Origin of the sequence: Amycolatopsis sp. MEPSY49 (assembly GCF_051337345.1) — a bacterium.
Classification (GTDB): Bacteria; Actinomycetota; Actinomycetes; order Mycobacteriales; family Pseudonocardiaceae; genus Amycolatopsis.
In genome coordinates, this window is the sequence record NZ_JBDLYJ010000005.1 from 18,261 (window position 1) to 37,088 (window position 18,828).

General features: G+C 70.1%; 14 protein-coding genes. 6 read left to right on the forward strand and 8 right to left on the reverse strand.

All coding sequences use genetic code 11. The annotated features are described in order from the left end of the window. Positions 1-370: 370 nt before the first annotated feature. Genes ABFJ78_RS23225 through ABFJ78_RS23240 form a run of 4 tightly spaced genes read left to right on the forward strand, consistent with a single transcriptional unit; the run spans position 371 to position 5,173 of the window. Entirely contained in the window at positions 371-1,747 is a 1,377-nt protein-coding gene (locus tag ABFJ78_RS23225) for an ABC transporter substrate-binding protein (RefSeq protein ID WP_436388451.1), read from the forward strand. After that, a complete protein-coding gene (locus ABFJ78_RS23230; RefSeq protein ID WP_436388452.1) occupies positions 1,725-2,699 on the forward strand; it encodes a carbohydrate ABC transporter permease in 975 nt (324 codons plus the stop codon). The genes ABFJ78_RS23225 and ABFJ78_RS23230 overlap by 23 nt, the downstream gene beginning before the upstream one ends. After that, positions 2,696-3,565: a carbohydrate ABC transporter permease gene (locus ABFJ78_RS23235; protein WP_436388453.1), complete on the forward strand. Its 870-nt coding sequence runs from the start codon at positions 2,696-2,698 to the stop codon at positions 3,563-3,565. Before ABFJ78_RS23230 ends, ABFJ78_RS23235 begins: the two co-directional genes overlap by 4 nt. Positions 3,566-3,595: 30 nt before the next feature. Beyond that, on the forward strand, positions 3,596-5,173 hold the full coding sequence (locus tag ABFJ78_RS23240; protein ID WP_436388454.1) for a glycoside hydrolase family 13 protein: 1,578 nt from the start codon (positions 3,596-3,598) through the stop codon (positions 5,171-5,173). Here the strand turns inward: ABFJ78_RS23240 and ABFJ78_RS23245 are convergent. Then, on the reverse strand, positions 5,170-6,504 hold the full coding sequence (locus ABFJ78_RS23245) for an LVIVD repeat-containing protein (protein ID WP_436388455.1): 1,335 nt from the start codon (positions 6,502-6,504) through the stop codon (positions 5,170-5,172). The genes ABFJ78_RS23240 and ABFJ78_RS23245 overlap by 4 nt on opposite strands. A gap of 94 nt (positions 6,505-6,598) precedes the next feature. Here ABFJ78_RS23245 and ABFJ78_RS23250 point away from each other — a divergent pair, with 94 nt between their 5' ends. Next, positions 6,599-8,041: a peptide ABC transporter substrate-binding protein gene (locus tag ABFJ78_RS23250; protein WP_436388456.1), complete on the forward strand. Its 1,443-nt coding sequence runs from the start codon at positions 6,599-6,601 to the stop codon at positions 8,039-8,041. Next, positions 8,038-8,628: a nucleotidyltransferase domain-containing protein gene (locus ABFJ78_RS23255; protein ID WP_436388457.1), complete on the forward strand. Its 591-nt coding sequence runs from the start codon at positions 8,038-8,040 to the stop codon at positions 8,626-8,628. The genes ABFJ78_RS23250 and ABFJ78_RS23255 overlap by 4 nt, the downstream gene beginning before the upstream one ends. On the opposite strand, the gene ABFJ78_RS23260 is transcribed toward ABFJ78_RS23255, so the two are convergent. From ABFJ78_RS23260 to ABFJ78_RS23290, 7 genes are all read right to left on the reverse strand, one after another. Next, positions 8,625-11,783: an arabinosyltransferase domain-containing protein gene (locus ABFJ78_RS23260; RefSeq protein ID WP_436388458.1), complete on the reverse strand. Its 3,159-nt coding sequence runs from the start codon at positions 11,781-11,783 to the stop codon at positions 8,625-8,627. The genes ABFJ78_RS23255 and ABFJ78_RS23260 overlap by 4 nt on opposite strands. 223 nt (positions 11,784-12,006) lie before the next feature. Continuing rightward, positions 12,007-12,741, reverse strand: a complete 735-nt coding sequence (locus ABFJ78_RS23265; protein WP_436388459.1) for an SDR family oxidoreductase — start codon at positions 12,739-12,741, stop codon at positions 12,007-12,009. Between the two features lie 274 nt (positions 12,742-13,015). Continuing rightward, the gene (locus ABFJ78_RS23270) at positions 13,016-14,908 is read right to left on the reverse strand and encodes a S8 family serine peptidase (protein WP_436388460.1); all 1,893 of its coding nucleotides are present in this window, start codon (positions 14,906-14,908) and stop codon (positions 13,016-13,018) included. Positions 14,909-15,037: 129 nt separating this feature from the next. Further along, entirely contained in the window at positions 15,038-15,925 is an 888-nt protein-coding gene (locus tag ABFJ78_RS23275; protein WP_436388461.1) for an NADP-dependent oxidoreductase, read from the reverse strand. 22 nt (positions 15,926-15,947) lie between these two features. After that, complete coding sequence (locus ABFJ78_RS23280; RefSeq protein WP_436388999.1) at positions 15,948-16,508, reverse strand: nucleotidyltransferase family protein; 561 nt, start codon at positions 16,506-16,508, stop codon at positions 15,948-15,950. Positions 16,509-16,584: 76 nt separating this feature from the next. Then, complete coding sequence (lpdA, locus tag ABFJ78_RS23285) at positions 16,585-17,976, reverse strand: dihydrolipoyl dehydrogenase (protein ID WP_436388462.1); 1,392 nt, start codon at positions 17,974-17,976, stop codon at positions 16,585-16,587. 49 nt (positions 17,977-18,025) lie between these two features. Continuing rightward, positions 18,026-18,796 carry a lysophospholipid acyltransferase family protein gene (locus ABFJ78_RS23290; protein ID WP_436388463.1) on the reverse strand — a complete coding sequence of 257 codons (771 nt, stop codon included), beginning with the start codon at positions 18,794-18,796 and terminating at the stop codon, positions 18,026-18,028. Positions 18,797-18,828 lie beyond the last annotated feature (32 nt).

Here is an 18,828-nt window from a genome sequence, read left to right on the forward strand (position 1 = left end):
CGGCTCGCGAGCCGCCGCGCACTTCCGCACGTCCGGACTCAAGCGCCCCAAGGCCGCATTGGTTGCGTCTCACGCACCGAAGGCCACATTGGGTGCATCTGACGCACCGAAGGCCACATTGGGGCGCTCGGGCCGGGCACTCGGGACCTCGCCTCGCCGCCCACTGGAAGCCCGACGGCACCCGCCGTCGGGCTCTTCGGCGTGCCCGAGTCACGCCGCTTGCGCACCCCTGCGCCCTGCCGGACGCCAGCCAGTCGCAGCCTGTTCGTAACTTGCAACTTCTCGTCGTATTATTGCGTCGATCTGCTCCGACACTTTAGAGTGACCGCAATCACGTGACAGCCGTCGCGACCCCGAGAAGAGGCTTGAGATGAGCAGTCCCTGGTCCCGATCCGCGTCCCGCCGCACGTTGTGCCTGCTTGCCGCAGGTGGCCTGGCCCTGGGCATGGCCGCCTGCGGTGACGGGGACACCGCCGCCCAGCCGGGCGGCAAGGTGAAGATCACGGTCACCGGCCAGCCGCCGACCAGCCAGCCGTTCGAGCGCAGCGTCTTCGACGCCGACGTCAAGGAGTTCGAGGCTTCCCACCCGAACATCGACATCGATCCGCACGAAGGGTTCATGGACCCGAAGACGTTCTCCGCGAAGCTCGCCGGCGGGCAGCTCGAGGACGTCTACTACGTCTACTTCACCGACCCGGCGCAGATCATCGCGCGGCACCAAGCCGCCGACATCACGGAAGCCGCGAAGAGCGTTCCGCACATCAACGACATCAAGCCGGAACTGCTGGACAACTTCCGCGACTCCAGCGGCAAGCTCTACGGCCTGCCGACGATGAACTACACGATGGGCCTGCTCTACAGCCGCCCGCTGTTCCAGAAGGCCGGGCTCGACCCCGACAAGCCGCCGGCCACCTGGGATGAAGTCCGCGAAGACGCGAAGAAGATCGCCGCGCTGGGCAACGGCGTCGTCGGGTACGCCGACTACAGCAAGAACAACCAGGGCGGCTGGCACCTGACCGGCTGGCTGTACTCCATGGGCGGCGACATCGCCCGCAAGGACGGCGACAAGTGGGTCGCCGACTTCAACAACGACAAGGGCAAGCAGGCCCTCCAGTACCTGCACGACATGCGCTGGACGGACAACTCGATGGGCGCCAAGCAGCTCCTCGAAGCCACCGACGTGCAGCGCATGATGGGCGCCGGCCAGCTCGGCATGTACATGGCCGCCCCGGACAACGTGCCCGTGCTCGTCAAGCAGTTCAACGGCAAGTACGAGGACTACGGCGTCGCCGGCATGCCCGGCGGCCAGGGCACGCTGCTCGGCGGCGAGGGCTACATGATCAACCCGAAGGCCTCGCCGGAGAAGGTCAAGGCCGGCCTCGAGTGGATCCAGTGGAAGTACCTCAACCCGGACCGCTTCGAGAAGCACATCCAGCAGTACGTCGACGGCAAGCAGCCGGTCGGCCTGCCCGCCGAGCCGACCCCGGACGTCTGGACCGGCTCGGTCCGCGAGCAGCAGCTGGCCCTGAAGGCCAAGTACGCCAACGTTCCCGCGAAGAATTACCAGTCCTATGTGGACACGACCAGCAAGATCAAGGGCAGCATCGAGCCGCCGAACGCGCAGCAGATCTACGCCGCGCTCGACAGCGTGATGCAGGCCGTGCTGACCGACCAGAACGCGAACCTCGACCAGCAGCTGTCGTCGGCCGCTTCGAAGGTCAACAGTGTCCTCGCCCAGGTCAAGTAGCCTGCTCGCCTGGCCCGCGACGTCCTCGTCGCGGGCCAGGCGCCCGGCTGCCTCGCCGGAAGAACGCCGCCGCAGCCGCCTCAAGCGGAAGATCAAGGAGAACCTCACCGCGTACGGCCTGCTCTGCGCCGCGCTCGTGGTGTTCGCCCTGTTCTCCTGGTACCCGATCGTCCGCGGCGTCCTGCTGAGCTTCCAGCAGGTCGACTTCGTCAACGCGCCGTCCTGGGTCGGATTCGACAACTTCCAGCGCTTGTTCGAAGACCCGCTCTTCGGCGTCGCCTGGCGCAACACGCTGCTGTTCACCGGGCTCGCACTGGTCTTCGGCTTCGCCGTCCCGTTCCTGACCGCGGTGCTCCTGAACGAACTGAGGCACGCCAAGGCGTTCTTCCGGCTCGCCGTCTACCTGCCGGTGATGCTGCCGCCGGTCGTGACGGCGCTGATGTGGAAGTGGTTCTACGACCCGGGTCCCGGCCTGTTCAACTCCGCGCTCGGCGCGGTCGGCCTGCCCGGCGGCCAGTGGCTCGACTCGTCCGGCACGGCGATGCTGTCGCTGGTGTTCGTCTCGACGTGGGCCAACATGGGCAGCACCACGCTCATCTACCTGGCCGCGCTCGGCACGATCCCCGGCGAGCTCTACGAAGCCGCGGAACTCGACGGCGCCGGGCTGTGGAAACGCCTGCGGCACGTCACGTTCCCGCAGACGCGGTTCGTCCTGCTGGTGCTGCTCCTGCTGCAGATCGTCGCGACCATGCAGGTGTTCACCGAGCCGTACGTGATGACCGGCGGCGGCCCGGACGACTCGACGGTCACCGTGCTCCTGCTCCTGTACCGGTACGCCTTCGTCTACAACGACTTCGGCTCGGCGAGCGCGATGAGCCTGCTGCTGTTCGTGGCGCTCGGCGTGTTCTCCGCGTGGTACGTCCGGCTGACGCGGAAGGCGGACCAGTCATGAGGACCCTCGTTTCGCCCGCCGCGTTGCGCAGCCCGCGCGGCAAGGTCGTCTACGGCGTCGTCTTCGCCTGCACGCTGGCGATCTTCGTCCTCGCCTTCATGTTCCCGCTCTACTGGGCGGTCACCGGGGCGATGAAGTCACCGCAGGAACTCGCCGCGACGCCGGCGACGCTCGTCCCGCACGAGTGGCACCCGGAGACCTTCGCCGACGCGTGGAACCAGCTGAGCCTGGGCAAGTACTTCCTCAACACGCTGGTCGTCGCCGGCGGCGCGTGGCTGGCTCAGCTGGCCATCGACGTCCCGGCCGCGTTCGCACTGTCGAAGCTGCGACCGAAGTTCGGCAACGTCGTGCTCGGGCTGATGCTGGCCACGCTGATGCTGCCGGCGACGGCGTTGCTCGTCCCGACGTACGTGACGGTGACGGATCTGCCGCTGCTGCACCTCAACCTGATCAACTCGCCGACCGCGGTCTGGCTCCCGGCGGCCGCGAACGCGTTCAACATCTACCTGCTGAAGCGGTTCTTCGACCAGATCCCGGACGAGCTCATCGAAGCGGCGCGCATCGACGGCGCCGGGCCGGTGCGCACGCTCTGGCGGATCATCCTGCCGATCTCGCGGCCGATCCTGGCCGTGGTGTCGATCCTCGCGGTGGTCACCGCGTGGAAGGACTTCATCTGGCCGCTGCTGGTGTTCCCGGACACCGAAAAGCAGACGCTCTCGGTGATGCTGCAGCGGGTGGCGATCGACATGCCGCTCAACGTGCTCGTCGCCGGGATGGTGCTGGCCAGCCTGCCGATGGTCGCGCTGTTCCTGGCGTTCCAGCGGCAGATCCTCGCCGGGCTGACCGCCGGCTCCATCAAGGGCTGACTTCCCAAACGACTCAGGAGGGGCACTTTCGTGACCGACAAGACCGGCTGGTGGCGGAGCGCGGCCATTTACCAGGTGTACATCCGCAGCTTCGCGGACGGCAACGGCGACGGCGTCGGCGACCTCGCCGGCGTCCGCTCCCGGCTGGACCACCTGGCCGACCTGGGGATCGACGCGATCTGGTTCACCCCGTGGTACCCGTCCCCGATGGACGACGGCGGCTACGACGTCGCCGACTTCCGCGACATCGAACCGCTCTTCGGCACGCTCGCCGAAGCCGAGGAGCTGATCGCCGAGGCCCACGCCCGGAACATCCGGGTGATCATCGACATCGTGCCCAACCACTGCTCCGACGAGCACCACTGGTTCCAGGCGGCGCTGGCCGCGGGCCCGGGATCGCCGGAGCGGCAACGGTTCTGGTTCCGGCCCGGACGCGGTCCGGACGGCGGCGAACCGCCCAACAACTGGAAGTCGCGCTTCGGCGGGTCCGCGTGGACGCGCGTGCCGGACGGCGAGTGGTACCTGCACCTCTACAGCTCGCGCCAGCCCGACTTCAACTGGGACAACCCGGAAATCCGCACGGAGTTCGAGGACGTGCTGCGGTTCTGGTTCGACCGCGGGGTCGACGGCTTCCGCATCGACGTCGCCGACGGCCTGGTGAAGGACCCGGCACTGCCCGACGTCGAAGACGGCGACGAAACGCCGTTCTCCGACCAGGAGGGCCTGCACGAGATCTACCGCTCGTGGCGCAAGATCGTCGACAGCTACCCGGGCGAGCGCGTGCTGGTCGGCGAGATGTGGCTGCCGGACATGTCCCGGGCGGCGCGCTACCTGCGCCGCGACGAGCTGCACTCGGCGTTCAACTTCGACTTCCTGGTCTGCCCGTGGGACAGCAAGCGTTTCCGGGACGTCATCGACCGGACGCTGCGGGCGCACGACGAGGTCGGCGCGCCGGCGGCGTGGGTGCTGTCGAACCACGACGTCACGCGGCACGTGACGCGCTACGGCCGCCAAGGCGACACGGGGTTCTCGTTCGCCAACCGGCTGCACGAGCTGCCGGTGGACCGCGCACTCGGTACCCGGCGCGCGCGGGCAGCGGCGTTGCTGACGCTGGCGCTGCCCGGCGGCCTGTATGTCTACCAGGGCGAAGAGCTGGGGTTGTGGGAAGTCCTGGATATCGCCGACGAGCTGCGCCAGGACCCGGTGTGGGCCCGCACGAACGGCGCCGACCCGGGCCGCGACGGCTGCCGCGTCCCGATCCCGTGGTCGGGCGACGAGCCGCCGTTCGGCTTCGGTTCCGGCGGCGCGTGGCTGCCGCAGCCGACTGCCTGGCGGGACTACACGGCGGAAGCGGAGGCGGCGGACCCGGCGTCGATGCTGTCGCTGTACCGGGAAGGCCTGCGCCTGCGGCGGGACCTCCCCACGGGCACGCTGGAGTGGCTCGACCTCGGTGACGGGGTACTGGCGTTCCGGCTCGGCACGGAGTTCACCTTCGCGCTGAACTTCTCGGCCGAGCCGGTACCGCTGCCGACCGGCCAAGTCCTGCTGGCCAGCGGCCCGGTGGACGGCGAGCTGCCGACGGACACCGCTGTCTGGCTGAAGTCCTAGGCGGTCAGCTGCAGGACGTCTACGCCGCGGGCGTTGTCCGCGACGTAGACGTACTTGCCGTGCCAGTACGGCGCCCACGCGCTCGCGTCGCCCGGGCGGTAGTACGCGATCTGGCGCGGGTTCGTCGGGTCGCTGACGTCGAGGAACCGCGTGCCCTGCGAGTAGAACGACTGCACCAGGATCTTGCCGCGGACGTCGAAGTAGTGCGCCGAACAGTCGTCCGACGCCGGGTCGCTGCCCTCTTGGCCGTTGACGCTCCACGTGCCCACGCTCTGCAACCGGAACGGCTGCGAGGGCGTCGAACGCCAGCCTTCGCCGTGGTACGAGCCGGCCAGGGACGAGATCGTCAGGACGCCGTCGCCCGCGCAGCCGTCGACGAAGTTCTCCTCCGTCGCGTAGATCAGGTCCTGGCCGCGCCACGCGCCGTCGCCGACGCGGTGGCCCGCCGGGTGGAAGCTGTTGTGCATGAACCGCGAGGGCGCGGCCGTCTCGGCGATGCCGCCGCCGGCGTACGGGATCGGCTCGTGCGCGGTGGCGCGGCGAACCTTCCCGGCAACCGGGTCGCGGTGCACGCCGTTCGTCCAGTAGCCGCGCACGCCGCCGCGGCCGGACACCCAGGCCACGCCGTTGTCGTCCACCTGGACGTCGTGGACGTAGTCGGTCTTGCCGTCGTTGCGAGCCAGCTCGATGGGCTGCGGGTTGACCTTCGGGTGCCGCGGGTCGCGGATGTCGGTGACCCAGATCGGGCGCCCGCCCCAGTCGGCGGGCTGGTCGTCGGCCTTCGCCGGGCCGCCGGTCCAGAGGTAGCGGCAGCCGTCGACGCAGCTGGTCGTGTGGCCGGCCGGGACCTTCGTGTAGCTGAGGATCGCCGGCGCCTCCGGCTTCGAGACGTCGACGACGTAGATGCCGGACTCGCCGGTGTGCGTCGTGCCGCCGAACGCGCGCGGGTCGCGGGAGAGGAACACCAGCTTGCGGACCGGGTCGACCTCGGTGTCCTCGGTCTCCCACAGCCCCGGCAGGCTGACCTGCCCGACCAGCTTGGGCGCGGCCGGGTTCTTCGTCAGGTCGTAGACCTTGAGCCCGAACTCGCCGGACACGACCATGACGTCACGGCGGCCGTAGTCGAGGAAGTTGACCGAGATGGCGCCGGCGGCGTCCGGGACGCTGCCGACGGCCTTGACGTTCTTGATCGCCCCCGGGTCGCCCAGGGTGCGCGCGGCCGGGACCGCGGGCTTGTCGTCCTCGCCGCAAGCGGCGGCCGGAAACCCGGTCGCGACCAGCGTGGCGCTGACGGTGACGGCGGCGAAGCACGACCGGAGCCAGGTGCGCACGAAACCTCCCAGAACGCGTGTCCAGCGAACGGTACGACGGAGATCAACCGGACACAACCACCTTTGGTTGCCTCCTGGCTGGTAGGACTGGCCCATGCGCCTGCTCGCCCTGCTCGCCGTCGTGGCCCTCGCCGTCACGGGCTGTTCCGCTTCCGACCCCGCCCGGCCCGGCGTCCTGTCGGCCGGCATCCGGGAGCCGGCGACGCTCCTGCCGGCCGACGTCACCGACCAGGCGGGCCGGCTGGTGACCGGCGCGCTGTGGACGCCGCTGGCCGACTACGACGCGGCGACCGGCAAGGTCACGCCGCGCGCGGCCGAGTCGATCGAGAGCACCGACCGAGTGCGCTGGACGGTCAAGCTGCGGCCGGCGAAGTTCCACGACGGCACCCCGGTCACCGCTCAGTCCTATGTGGACACCTGGAAGGCGATCGCCGGCGAACAGTGGGCTTCTTCCGCTGTTCTGACGAAGTTGTTGCGCGCACGGGAGATCACGGCGCCCACTCCGGACACGATCACCCTCGTCCTGGACCGGCCGTCGGGTCAGGTGCCCGCAGTGCTGTCCGCACCCGGCCTGGTGCCGCTGCCCGCGTCGGTGCTCGCCTCCCACGACTGGGCCGGCTTCGCGAAGGCGCCGGTCGGCAACGGCCCGTACCGGCTCGAAGGCCCGTGGCGGCCCGGCTCGGGCGGCACGCTGAAGCGCGTCGGTTCCGGAAAGGCCGAGGAGATCGACCTGCGCGTCGGCGACCCGGCGGCCCAGTACGACGCGGTCAAGGCGGGCACGCTCGACATCGCGACCGAGGTCCCGGGCGAGAAGCACGACGCGATGCACACCGACTTCGGCGACGACCACCACGCGACGTGGGCGCTCCCGCGGGCGGGCTACCTGGCGTTCCCGGTGACGAACCCCCGCTTCGCCGACCCGACCGTCCGGCACGGCTTCGCACTCGGCATCGACCGAGGGGCTCTCGAAGCGGGCCCGCTCGCGCACCAGGTCGACCCGGCCAAGGCCCTGCTGCCCCCGGCGGACGCACCGGGCGAGCGATCGGGCACGTGCCGCCCGTGCAGCTTCGACGCGGCGGCGGGGAAAGCATTGCTGCAGCAGGCATCCTTCCCCGGCGGCGCGACTGTCTACTTCGCACCTTCGACCGAGGCATGGACGCGAACGCTCGTGGTCGGGCTGCACAAGTCGCTGGACGTATCGGTGACGGCCCAACCCGCACCGGGCGCGGCGGACGGTCCGTCCACACTGGACGTTTCACTGGCCACGGCAAGCCCGTACGAGTTGCTGTCGCTGCTGGCTTCGGCGTCCGGGTACACGGACGAGGTGTTCCGCCAGAACCTGGCCCTGGCGGACGCGGCGGCGACACCGGAGGAGGCGGGCGAGCTGTACCGGCTGGCGGAGAACCAGCTGTTGCGAGACCTGCCGGTGGCCCCGCTGTGGTCGGGCCACGGCCACGCGGTCTGGTCGTCCCGAGCCCACGACGTGACGACGACGCCGTTCACCGGCCCGGTGCTCGCGGGAATCGGGCTGTCGTGACCTGGGATCCCGCGCCGCTGCCCGAAGTGGCCACGCTGTTCTCCCGCGGCCGGGCACCGTGGTGGATCGCCGGCGGCCACGCGATCGAACTGGCCGTGGGGCGGGCGTTCCGCGACCACGCCGACGTCGACGTCCTGGTGCCCCGGCGCGACCAGCTCGCGGTCCAGGAGGCGCTGCCGTCGTGGGAGTGGTGGGCCGCGGACCCGCCCGGCACGCTGCGGCCCTGGCGGCCCGGGGAGGTGCTCCCGGCCGGCGTCGACGACGTCTGGTGCCGCCCGTCGGCGTCCGCGCCGTGGCGGATCCAGGTCATTCTGGACGAATCCGAGGGTGACGAGTGGGTTTCCCGGCGCAATCCCGCCGTGCGACGGGAAATCGCGCTGCTCGGCGCGGTCTCGCCCGGCGGCCTCCCGTACCTTGCACCGGAGGTGCAGTTGTTCGCCAAGGCCGTGGGCACCCGGCCCAAGGACGAACAGGACTTCGCCGCCGCGCTGCCGGTGCTGGCCGCACCCCGGCGGCGCTGGCTCGCCGAAGCGCTCGAAACGACGTTCGGCGAGCACCCCTGGCTGCCCCGCCTTCGAAGGAGCTAGCGCGTGGCCGTGGTCCCGTTCGGCTGCCTGGGTCCCGGCCCCGGCGACCACCAGCCCCAGACGGTCTCCTCGCCGTGCGCGACGTGGGGTGGCTGCCCGGTGGCGTACGGCTGGACGCGCATCAGCCGGCCCCACGGCTGCCCCGGCGCCCCCTCCAGGTAACTCGGCACTTCGGGCTGGTCGGCGACCTCTTCGAGCCAGCCGAGCGGGCCGCCGTGGGCGTTGCTCGCCCAGTTCGCCTCCGACTGGAGGGTGCCCGCGGTGATCCGGTACGCCGGTACCTCGGAGATCCCGTCGTGCGAGGCCACGGGGTTCATGCGCGGGTACACGAACGCCGCCGGCCAGTCGAGGTACACCGGTGCGCCGCCGACCCGCTCGGTCAGCGTCGTGAACGTCGGGACGCGCGGCGCCGTCACGGCGACCCAGCCGTCCGGGGTGACGTCGTCGTCTTTCGCGACCACGCGGACCAGCGTGACGTCCTTCGGCAGGTCACCGATCCCGATCCGCTCGTCGGCCCACTTGCCGGTGCTCGACGGGTCACCGCCCGGTTCGGTGTCCGGCCCCGGGGCGTGCACCTGGTCCGACTTGACGACCTCGACCCCCGCCGGGGTCCGCGTGCCGAACTCGAACCAGACGCCCGCCGACTTGCCGGACTTGGCCGCCACCGCGATCGCGAGCTGCGCGTCCGCCCGGTTGCCCGGCAGCTGGTACCAGGACGTGCGCAGGCGGCCGGTCCGCTCCTCGGCGCCGTAGCTGCTCCACATCGGCAGGGTGCTCGTGCTCAGCCCGTTCGGCGGGTCGTCCAGCGGGTCGTCGCCGGGCTTCGCCTTCGTGTGGAACCCGGCGGAAGTCGTGTCGTTGTCCTGGTCGGCCGGCGGCAGCCCCGGCTTGAGCACGCTCGACGCCGGGTCCTTCTCGACCATGACGTGGTCGGAAAGGTTGCCGCTGCCGGCGAACAGGTGCGTCACGTTCGCGGCGCCGAGGCTGTAGCTGTGCCACTGCTTCTGGATCGCCTTGCCCATGCCGGCGAATTCGAACGCCACGACCACGCCGCACACCACGACGAGCGAGATCGAACCGAGCTTCAGCGCGCGCAGCCGTCGTTCCTGCGTCGGCGGTGGCAGTGGCCCCGGCCGCTGCGCCCGCACGTTCTCCACGAACGCGATCACCGCGGCGACCGCCGCCGCGAGCAGCAGCGGGGTCGACAGGTGGTAGCCGTGCAGCGACGGCGCCTTGTCGAACCACGGCACGCCGATGCTCGAGACGAACCAGTACGCGTTCGGTCCGGTCGCCGCGAGCGCGGCCACCACCAGCAGCCCGGCCGTGAACGCGGCCCGGTTGCGCTTCGACCGCAGCACCGCCGAGCTCGTGGCGAGCGCGGTGAGCGCGGCCATCGCCGAACCGACCGCCGCGAACGCGCCGAAGTGGTGCGTCCACTTGGTCGGCGTCAGCGCCAGCAGGAGGAAGAACAACGCGGTGGTGCCGATCAACCGCCGGGCCGGGCCGAGCGCGGCGCCCTGGATCCGGCCGCGACGCAGCAGCACGACCAGGCAGGTGCCGGTGCACAGGATGAGCAGCAGCACCGGGAACCGCCGCGTCAGCGAGCCGTCGGCGTCATCGGAGAACAGCAGCTGGTACCGCGAAAGCTCGTTGTACCAGGGTTCGCTCGGGCCGACCAGGCCGCGCAACCGGGTCGCCTCCGCCACGGTGGCGAACGTCTGGTCGGCGAACACGACGACGAGCACGATCAGCCCGGCCGCCGCGATCGGCGCGAGGACCGCCGCCCAGCCCGCTTCCCGCACCCGGGCGCGCAGCAGCTGGACCAGCGGGCGCGCGGCCACCAGGAACGGCGCGACGGCGATCAGGGCGGTCGGGGTCGCGGCGAGGGCGAACGCGGCGGCCACCAGGCCGAGGCACAGCGGCAGCAGGCGCCGCGTGACGAGCGCGCGCTCGACCGCGCACAGCGCGAGCAGCGAGCCCAGCGCGGCCCACGGCTCGGGGCGCACCCCGTTGTCGAACGGCAGCCACCAGACGAGGAACACCATCGCCGCGGCCCAGCTCGCCGCCGGGCTCTGGCGGACCTGGTTGCCCAGCCGCGGCATGACCTCGCGGCTGATCAGCAGCCAGCAGAGCACGCCGATCAGGAACGACGGCAGCCGGATCCACGGGGGCACCGTGGAGACCGTCGCCATCAGCTCGTAGATGTGGTCGTTCCAGCCGAACGGTGCCTCGGCCACCCCGAACCACCGGTGGTAGTTGGTCAGGTAGCCGACCTGTGACGCCACTCTGGCCATGGTCAGGATGTAGCCGTCGTCGGAGGTGACCGGCCCGATGAAGACCCAGGCGCCGAGCACCCCGAACACCGTGAAGTCGCGTTTGGTGAGCTTCCACCAGCCGACCGGCGCCCAGCGAGGCGCCCGCCGCGCGCCGCCGCGGTCGAGCCGGTTCACCGCGATCAGGCAGCCGGCCAGCGCGAGCACGCCGGCGATGCCGACCCCGGTCTTCAAGGCCGTCGGCGCGGACTGGTAGCGGGTGTCCGGGGTGATCGACACGCGCAGCCCGGCGATCGGATCGCTCGCCGACGTGATGTCGGTGTAGATCCCGACGACCCGCGGGCGCACGTCGCCGCCCGCGTCGTACACGGGGGTGCCGGCGACGGTCAGCGTCGTGCGCGTCGCCGACGAGGAGAACCGGACGTCGCACCCGGTCGCGGGCAGCGGCTGGGCGGCGACCTGCCGGCCGCGGCTGAACGCGGTCAGCACCCCGTGCTCGACCCGCAGGAACATCCCGGCTCCGTTCCCGGTGCGCGCGCCCGGAACCGTGGAAAACAGGGTGGCGCCGCCCGGCTTGCGCGCGTCGACCGCCCGGATCGCCGGGCACGGCAGGTCGGCCCGCATGTCCTGCGCCCAGTAGCCCGTGAGCGGTGCGTTCACCGGGCGGGTGTCGGTGCCGGCGGGCCAGGTGATCTCGGCGGTGTCCTGCACCACCGGGAGGAAGGGGGAGGCGAGCGCGCAGCCCGCGGCGAGAATTCCCAGCACGATCACCAGCCGGCGCCACAACCGGGTATTCGTTCGGTTCGCGGCGCCGGTGCTGGGTCGCCCTGAATGGGTCACCTCGGCGGAGATGACCGTGGACATTCCGCCGGCCGTCTGCATCGGGCGGACGCTATCACGCTGTTCAGGGGCGGATCGGGACCCCTCCGAACCGATCCCGATCGACTGGCGCCGCGCGGGCCGCACTGCGCTTTCCCTTGCTGCACCTTACAATCACGAGCCGCGCCGCTCGCCGGTTAATTCGGTGCGAACATCCGGCGACCGCGCCGGACGATTGTGAACGGCGCGTTTCGGAATGTCCGGTGAATCCGTGAATTCGGGCGCGTCAACCGCGTCCGATGAACGGCATCGTGGTCGCGGTGATGGTGAGGAACTGCACGTTGGCGCTCAGCGGCAGCTCCGCCATATACCGCACGGCATCGGCGACGTGCTCGACGTCGAACGTCGGCTCCGCCACCACCCGCCCGTCCGCCTGGGGAATGCCCGCCGCCATGCGCTCGGTCATCTCCGTGGCCGCGTTGCCGATGTCGATCTGGCCGCACGCCACGTTCCACGCCCGGCCGTCCAGGGAGATCGAGCGGGTCAACCCGGTCACCGCGTGCTTCGTCGCGGTGTAGGCGACGCTCGCCGGGCGCGGGACGTGCGCGGAGATGGACCCGTTGTTGACGACCCGCCCGCCGCGCGGGTCCTGGTCCCGCATGAGCCGGACCGCCTGCCGCGCGCAGAGGAACATCCCGGTCAGGTTGACGTCGACGGTCCGCTTCCAGTCCTCGACGGACAGATCCGCGACCGTCCCGGCGGCTCCGATGCCGGCGTTGTTGAAGAGCAGGTCGAGCCGCCCCCACTCGGCGCGAACGGCGGCGAACAACCCGACAACCGACTCCTCGTCGGCGACGTCGGTGGGCACGACGAGGGCACCGTCGAAGCCGGCCGCGGTTTCCTCGAGAGCCGCAGCGCGCCGCCCGGCCAAGGCGACGGACCAGCCGTCGGTCAGCAGCGCCCGGGCCACCGCGCGCCCGATGCCCGACCCGGCTCCGGTCACCACCGCCGTCTTCGCCACTTCGCCTCCTAGACTGCGTCCATGGGACTTCGCGAGAGTTTCCGAGCCGGGCTCGCCCGGCAACTCGGCCACCCTAGCGGCCTGCGGGGCCGGATCGTCGGCGTCACGGTTCGAGCAGCACGGCAGCGGGCTCATCCGGCAGCCGACTTGACTGGTCCCCAGCATCCCTCCGCCGACCGCTGACCGGCACAGCGGCCTGGGCTTCCACCTGCCGGTCAGCACGCCGAAATGAAAGAGGGCCCGGCGAACCGCCGGGCCCTCTTCCGCGAAAGAGCTACTTCGGCTGGACACCCAGCGCGGCCAGAGCCGGGCCGGCCATGATCACGCCGGTGCCCGTCACCGTGTCGAAGCCGGGCGCGCCCAGGTCGATCGCCGACGACACCAGCGCCGACCGGATCTGGGCCGGCGTCGCCGTCGGCTTGCCCGACAGCAGCAGGGCCGCGATCGCCGCCGCGTGCGGGGCCGCCGCCGACGTGCCGAAGAACGGCTGGAAGCCCGCCACCGACGTCGCCACGCCGTCGGCCGCCGTGATGTCCGGCTTGTTGCGGGTCGTGCCGCCCGTCGAGGACACGTTGCCCGGCGTGATCGCCGACCCGTCCGCGTTGTAGAACAGGTGACGCTTGCCGTCGGAGGAGAAGCGCTCCCACTTGCTCGACGCGCTGAACTGGCCCGGGTACGGGCCGGCCGGGTTGGCCGGGTCACCGGTCTCCAGCGGGCGGGTGAACGCGCCCGCCGCCGGGGCCGCCGCCACGCTGAACGCGTTCGCCGCCGCCGAGTGGCCGTTCGTGACGCCGTTGGTGCTGAACGCCTTGAGCGAGCCCGAGGCCACGAACCGGCCGCGGATGACGTTCAGCGCGATGAACCGGTCGGCACCGCTGTACTTGACCACCGCGACCTTGTAGCCGGAGCCCGTGGTGGGCACCGAAGCGATCTCGTACGGGTTCTGCGCGCCGGACTGGCCGTTCTCGCTGGAGGCCACGACGCTGCCCGAGGAGTTCAGGATGAACAGGTCGTAGTCGTTGGCGGACTTGCCCCACGGGTCGGACCAGAACAGCGTCACCGGGCGGCCGAGCGAGCCCGCCGAAAGGGCGTCGAAGTTCTGCGTCGTGCTGCTCGGGTCGAAGTCGTGCGGGGTGCCGGTGACACCGCTGATCTTCGACGACGACGCCCGGAAGTCGCCCTCGTAGTAGCCGCTCGTGCCGTCGGTCGCGTTGCCGGAGTTGCCCGCCGAGGAGAAGTACAGGACGCCGGCCGCGGTGACGTCGTTGACCGCCTGCGCGACCTGCGTGTCCTGGAACGGCGACTCGTCGAAGTAGGACACGTCGTCGACGATGATCGTGCAGTGGCCGGTGGTGCGCAGCGCGCGGATGTTCGCGGCGAAGCTGGCCTCGCTGGTGAACGCGGTGGCGAAGCCGAGGGCGGCGTTCGGCGCGAGGTCGTGGATGATCTCCAGCATCGCGGTGCCCTCGTCGCCGCTGCCCTTCTGGCCTGCCAGGACGTCCACAGTGGGCAGTTCGCCGGCGCTCTGCGACTTCGCGAGCGAGTCGACGCCGTCGGAGAGCACGCAGACCTTCACACCGGATCCGCTGACGCCGTAGGTCGCGCGGGCGGCGTCGGCACCGTGCGCCTTGTCGCCTTCGGACACCTGCGTCGCGGCGGCGGCCCGCACGGCGGCATCCTGGTTACCGGACTCGCTCCAGGTGGTCGCCTGCGAAGCGGGCCGAACCTCGGCGACGTCGGCGCGCCCGGCGATGGCGTCCACGGCGGCCAGCGGCAGGTCGGCGCGGACGGCGCCACCCGCGGCGTAGCGGACAGTGCCGCCCACGGCCTCGACCGCGCTCGCGACGGCCTGGTCGCGGCTGGCGGCGATGTCGACCGAGACGGTGCCGGCGGTGCTGACGCCGACGCCGGAGCGGTAGTCGGGCAGCTTCGCGGCCAGCGACCGGTCGGCCCGCAACCGCTTCTCCACGACCAGCTGGCTCGATTGCTTGCGCTCGGCGGGGGTCAGGCTCTTCTTGATGCCCTGCAGCGCGTTGATGCCCGCCTCGGTGCGCGCGGCCGCCGCGTCCACGGTGGACGGCTGCGCCGCGGAAACCCCCGTGGTCAGCAGCAGGGCGCCGACCGTCAGCGGAACCGCGTGCGCGGCGACCCGGCTGAATCTCACCATCGATTTCTCCCTGAAGGCACTCGGCCGTATGACACCCAACCGGGTGTAATGGGGAGAATCTAAGTAGTGACCGCCCGGTGGTCCACCGACCAAAGTCGGGAACGTCCGGTTGCCCACATGCTGGAACGATCAGGGAAACATGAGAACGATTTTTCCCCGGCCGTGCCCGGTCTCGATCTCCCGATGCGCGGCCACTGCCTCGGTGTACGGGTAGGCCCGGCGCACGTGGAACCGCAAGTCACCCTTCGCGTAGAGGGCCGCCAGCTCCGCGAGCCGGGAAGCGGAGCGTCCGGACTTCGAGACGAGCACCCCGAGATCAGCGGCCCGATCGTGGTCGACGAGGGTGAGGATCCGCGACCGGTCCTTCACCAATTCGAGTGAGACGTCGAGCGCGTCCCCACCAGCTCCGTCGAGCACGACGTCGACCCCCAGCGGAGCGAGGCGTTCCCGCAACCCCGGGCCGTAGCCGACGGGGATGGCACCCAGCTCGCGGAGGTAGTCGTGGTTGGCCTCGCTCGCGGTACCGACAACGGTGGCGCCGGCGAGCCGCGCGAGCTGAACGGCAGCGGTCCCCACGGACCCGGCGGCCCCGTGCACGAGCAGGGTTTCCCCGGCCGCGAGCCGCAGCACTTCGAGCGCGATGGAGGCGGTCTGAGTACCGGCGGTGAAGCCCCCGGCAACATCCCACGGCATCTCAGGCGGCTTCGGAGTGACGTCACCGACGGGGACGACGATGTACTCGGCGGAGGCCTGCACGGCGGTGAAGCCGAGAACTTCGGTACCGGGCGCGAGCTCGCCCTCATCGACAACGCCGGCGAACTCGTTCCCCGGCACCCGAGGCCAGCCAAGAACGAGCTGAGGAGGCTCCCACCCGGCTCGAACGGCGGCATCGAAGGGCTGAACACCGGCGGCCTTGACGCGCACTCGAACCTCCCCGGGTCCGGCGTGCGGCTCAGGGAGATCGAGAACGCGAAGTACTTCGGGGCCACCGAACTCGGTGAAGGCAACGGCTTTCATGCCATCAGTCTGGAACTTCGAGTTACCTTGAAGTCAAGACGGTGAGTTCCGGCCACTGCGCTTTCCACCGGGCAGCCTTGCGTTCGAAGACGTCCCGCGGCGCGAGCACGGGGTTGGGGCGGACGACCAGGCCGAAGAGATCATCGAGGCCGTGAGGGGCGTAGAAGTGCCAGGAGCCATCAGGCTCAAGCCGGACACCAAGGCAGGAGCAGACGGCGGGGAAGGCATCGATGGCGGCCTCACTGGAAGCAAAGGGCAGGCAGGGAACACCGAACTTGACTTCGTACCAGAGATGCACCCGAGCTTCGTTCCGCACTTCGACCTCGGCGGGAAAGTCCCGCCAGGCACGAATGACCCGATCTTCGGCCGCCCAGCTCAGATCCGAGCGATCGAAGTAGAAGAGATCGAAGTCCTTGATGCCATCGCCAGCGGCCCGGCCGGTGAGGACGTTCCACACGGTCTGCACAAGACAGCCGGCAGTGAGGTACCAGTCAGGAAGACCAAGGTCCCGAGCCCGCCCAAGCACCTCGACAAGAAGATCGTTACGAGACAACAAGTCCTGAAGCCGCACAAAGCCAGCCACAGACAAGCCCACACCTCCCCGGCCCCGATACGAAGCCGCGGTACACGGCCACCGGATCGGGGCGAAGGACAACCAATCACATATTGATCATGTGCCCAGCAAGCCCGTGAACAGCTTCCTTGACAGCTTCACCAAGCGTCGGATGAGCATGAACGTTCCGAGCGACCTCGTGAACGGTCAAATCCCACTGCTGAGCCAAAGTAAGCTCAGGAAGCAGTTCAGTGACATCAGGCCCGATGAGGTGCCCCCCGATCAGTTCCCCGTACTTGGCGTCACTGATCAGCTTGACGAACCCACCAGCATCCCCGAGCCCCTGAGCCTTCCCGTTGGCGGTGAAGGGAAACTTTGCCACCTTGACATCGAAACCCTTTTCCCGAGCCTGCGCCTCAGTCCACCCGAAGCTGGCAATCTGAGGCTGACAGTAGGTAGCCCGAGGGATCATCGGGAAGTCGAGTTCCATGGTCTCGACACCAGCGATGGTCTCCGCGGCAACAACCCCCATCGACTCGGAGGCATGAGCGAGCATGAGCTTCGCGGTCACATCACCGATGGCGAAGATGTGCTCGACGTTGGTACGCCCACGACCGTCGATGGCGATAGCACCGCGATCGGTCAACGCGACGCCGGTCTTCTCCAGCCCGTACCCCTCGACCCGGGGCTGGAACCCGATGGCCTGCAGAACCTTGTCGGCCTCGATGACCTGCTCACCGTTCTTCTCCGAGGAGACAGTCACCCGCACCGACGAACCGGAGTCGTCGATCGACTCGACCCGAGTCGACGTCAAGACCTTGATGCCCAGCTTCCGATACCGCCGGGCGAGCTCAGCCGAAACCTCGGCATCCTCCAGCGGCACCATCCGGCCGAGGAACTCGACGATGGTGACGTCGACACCGTAGTTGTGGAGAACATAAGCGAACTCGACTCCGATGGCCCCGGCACCGGCGATCACAATGCTGGAAGGCAGCTCACTGGAAAGGATCTGCTCTTCGTAGGTGACCACCCGCGAGCTACGCGAAGTCCCGGGAAGCAACCGAGTGGTGGCACCGGTGGCGATGATGCAGTGATCGAAGTTGATCTGCGAACCGTTCACCTCGAGGGTGTGGTCGTCGACGAAAGTGCCGTGCCCGTCGAACTCGGTGATCTTGTTCTTCTTCATCAAGAAGTGCACGCCCTTGACGCGCCCGTCGGCGACCTTCCGGCTCCGCTCGTAGGCGGCCGTGTAGTCCACCCGGATCGGACTGTCGGAAGAGATCCCGAACGCCGCGGCCTCCTGGGTCACGACGTGCGCGAGCTCGGCGTTGCGCAGCAGCGCCTTGGACGGGATGCACCCGACGTTCAGGCACACCCCACCCCAGTACTTCTCCTCGACCACGGCGGCGCTCAGCCCCAGCTGGGACGCGCGGATCGCCGCGACGTAGCCGCCGACCCCGGCCCCCAGCACGACGACATCGAAGTGTTGTGCACTCATACGCCCGAAACTACCCCTTCGGACAGTTGCGGGCGGGGTGACGCGGACCTCACGCGGCGGCGGGACGCTCCTCGCCGCGGATCGTCTCCAGCAACGACGTCACCTCGCCCATGATCCGGGCCGTCGCCTCCTCCAGCACCTCGCGCGTGAGCGGGCGGTCGCGCAGGTCGGAGAGGTCGACCGGCGGCCCGGCGACCAGCTCGACGGTCTTGCGCGGGAACCCGCGCGGGAACCACGCCGTCGCGGGCAGCAGGTGGTGGGTACCCCAGTTGGCCACCGGGATCACCGGCGCGCCGGTCTCGAGCGCGGCGCGCACGAGGCCGGTCTTGCCGCGCATCGGCCAGCCGTCCGGGTCCTTCGAGAACGTGCCTTCCGGGAAGACCGCGACGCACTCGCCGGCCCGCACGGACGCGACCAGGTCGCGGTAGGCCTCGGCGGCCGTCGCCGCGCCGCGGTACACCGGGATGTGGCGCCCCGAGCGCATCACGCGGCCGACCACCGGCAGGTTCCACAGCGACGCCTTCGCCAGGTAGCGCGGCACGCGGCCGGCGGCGAGGCAGAACGCCGTCAGCGTCGTCGGGTCGGCGAACGACAGGTGGTTCGACGCCACCAGCACACCGCCGGTCTTCGGGATGTGGTGCGAGCCCCGCACCCGGAACCGGGTCGTCTGGGCGAGGAACTGCCAGACGACCTCGATCGCGAAGCTGTACCAGGCGCCCCGGCCGGCGCGGGCGAAGCGCCGGCCGTAGGCGATCATCTGGCGTCGGGTGAGCAGCTCACCTTCGGTGTCCAGGGCGGTCCAGCGGTCCATGGCTGTCATTCGTAGTCCACGACCGGCCGGATCGGCCCTCG

Excerpts from the sequence above, each read along its gene's own strand:
- ABFJ78_RS23225 (WP_436388451.1), top strand. The coding sequence starts at position 371 with ATGAGCAGTCCCTGGTCCCGATCCGCGTCCCGCCGCACGTTGTGCCTG.
- ABFJ78_RS23235 (WP_436388453.1), top strand. The coding sequence starts at position 2,696 with ATGAGGACCCTCGTTTCGCCCGCCGCGTTGCGCAGCCCGCGCGGCAAG.
- ABFJ78_RS23250 (WP_436388456.1), top strand. The coding sequence starts at position 6,599 with ATGCGCCTGCTCGCCCTGCTCGCCGTCGTGGCCCTCGCCGTCACGGGC.
- ABFJ78_RS23260 (WP_436388458.1), bottom strand. The coding sequence starts at position 11,783 with ATGCAGACGGCCGGCGGAATGTCCACGGTCATCTCCGCCGAGGTGACC.
- ABFJ78_RS23270 (WP_436388460.1), bottom strand. The coding sequence starts at position 14,908 with ATGGTGAGATTCAGCCGGGTCGCCGCGCACGCGGTTCCGCTGACGGTC.
- ABFJ78_RS23275 (WP_436388461.1), bottom strand. The coding sequence starts at position 15,925 with ATGAAAGCCGTTGCCTTCACCGAGTTCGGTGGCCCCGAAGTACTTCGC.
- lpdA (WP_436388462.1), bottom strand. The coding sequence starts at position 17,976 with ATGAGTGCACAACACTTCGATGTCGTCGTGCTGGGGGCCGGGGTCGGC.
- ABFJ78_RS23290 (WP_436388463.1), bottom strand. The coding sequence starts at position 18,796 with ATGACAGCCATGGACCGCTGGACCGCCCTGGACACCGAAGGTGAGCTG.